The 2180-nt window shown below is 65.6% G+C and carries 1 protein-coding gene; it reads left to right on the forward strand.

The features are described 5' to 3' along the window. Positions 1-1255: 1255 nt before the first annotated feature. On the forward strand, positions 1256-2180 hold a 925-nt coding region (locus FJ222_12715), incomplete at its 3' end, for a DUF935 family protein (GenBank protein ID MBM4165283.1).

A 2180-nucleotide genomic window follows, 5' to 3' on the forward strand; every position in this document is an offset into this window, starting at 1 on the left:
CGGGAGCGGATCGCGGGGTTTGTGAAAAAGTGGCGGGGCCGGCTGGTGATGGATGCGACCGGTGTCGGCGACCCGGTGTTCGATGACCTGCGGCGGGAGTTGCCCGACGCGGAGGGCTTCCGGATCACGGCGCAGAGCAAGCGGGAACTGGTGCAGGGGCTGATGATGGCGGTCGAGCAGCGGCGGGTGTTGTGGCCTGCGGCCAGTTGTCAGGGTTCAGGGTTCAGGGTTCAGGATGGGACTCTGGCAACGGGTTGCCCCGAGCTGCGTAAAGGTGAAGGGTCAATCGGAGACTGGGAGGTGCTGACGGCGGAGATGCGGCGGTATGAGTATGCGGCGGGGCCGTCGGGGCAGGTGACGTATTCGGCACCCTCGGGCTACCATGATGACTGCGTGATGGCGCTGGCGCTGGCGGTGTGGGGATGCCGGGCGGCAGAGGTCGAGCCGGGACGGATGATAAGGATGCCGGAGCTGGTGCGGGGGTGGGGAAGACGCGGGGGCGGGGCGGTGCTGGGGATGGTGTGAGGCGCGTGGGCAGTAGCAGTGGCAGTGGGCAGTGAGGTGGGAGGGCGCGGCTGGGGCGGGATGGGGATGGGGCTGGGGCTGGTGTGAGGGCCTACGCTTTTGCGGCGCGGATCGGGCCGGAAAGCCGGCGCGTGATAACGGGCCGGCTGCGGCGTCAGCGGGGGCGGCGCAGACGGAGAGTCTGGCGCCGCCCCCGCTTCCTTGCAGCCGACCCGTTCTGACGCGCCATTTTCCGGTTGATCCCGATCCGCGTCGCGGTGCCACCCGGCTGCCGCCTTTTTTGAAAAGCTGAAATGCTGAAAACTGAAAGCTGAAAAATTTTATCCCTGGGCCGGGCACCTGCGGAGTGACCCGATCTGCGCGCGGTGCCACCCGGCTGCCGCCTTTTTTGAAAAGCTGAAATGCTGAAAACTGAAAGCTGAAAAGTTTTGACCCCGGACCGGGCACCTGCGGAGTGACCCGATCTGCGCGCGGTGCCACCCGGCTGCCGCCTTTTTTGAAATGCTGAAATGCTGAAAACTGAAAGCTGAAAAGTTTTGACCCCGGACCGGGGTCCTGCCGAGCGAACCGATGCGCGTCGCGGTGCCACCCGGCTACCGCCGGGCGCTGGCGCGGGGACGGAGGCGCGAGGGAAATGCCCGCCGAGAACGGCGGGCCGCGGTAATAGGAGGCTGGAGAGGGCCGGCCTTTTGCTTTTGCTGTTGAAAAGGGGCCTGTTGCAGGAGGGCGTATGGCGGCGGTATTTCTGCAAAAGGATAATGCGTGGCGGGAGTTTCTGAATCCGCTGCGGGGGCTGACGATGGATCGGATCATGCAGCTCGTGGAGCAGGGCGAGCGGGGGGCGTGTGCCGATCTGCAGTGGTTTTACCAGGCGATGGAGCGGTCGGACGCGCTGATCGCGACGGTTGTGATGCGGCGGCGAGCGGCGTTGCTGTCGAGCCAGTGGGATGTGCAGCCGGAACGAGAGCCGACGGACCCGGTGCTGGCGCGGGAGCAGGCGGCGTTCCTGCGGGACGAGTACGACAAGGTGGGCAACCTGCGGGAGTGCGTGGCGTTTCTCTCTACGGCAACGTTCCGGGGGTATGCACACGCGGAGAAGCATTACGACGGCAAGGGCGGGGTGATGCGACTGGAACCGGTGGAACAGTGGTTCTGGTGCCGGGAGGGGATGTTCGGGGAATGGACGTATAACCGCGAAGCGCGGTCAGGCGTGACCGCAGGCGAGCGGGTGCGGCGGGGCGATTTTGTGTTCGTCGAGGCGCCGATGGCCATGAACCGGATTTTGGCGGTGCAGTATTTCCAGCGCAACCTGTGTCTGAAAGACTGGGTCGGGTATCTGGAGGTTTACGGAATACCGTCCGTGTTCTTTGTGGGGCCGCCGGGGGTGAAGGCGGGGAAAGAGGAAGAATACCTGCGGATCGCGCGTGACCTGATGAGCGACGGACGTGGGTATCTGCCGAACGGGACGGACATAAAATATGTGAACGGCGGCGGAGCCGGAGGGCGCGCGCCGTTCCGGGATCATCTGGATTACATTGACCGCCAGATCACGCTGCTGGGGACGGGCGGGCTGCTGACGATGCTGACGGAGGCGGGGAGCGGGACGCTGGCGGGGTCGGCGCATGCGGAAGCGTTCCGGCAGGTGGCGCAGGCCG

The organism is Lentisphaerota bacterium (assembly GCA_016873675.1).
Lineage (GTDB): Bacteria > Verrucomicrobiota > Kiritimatiellia > RFP12 > JAAYNR01 > VGWG01.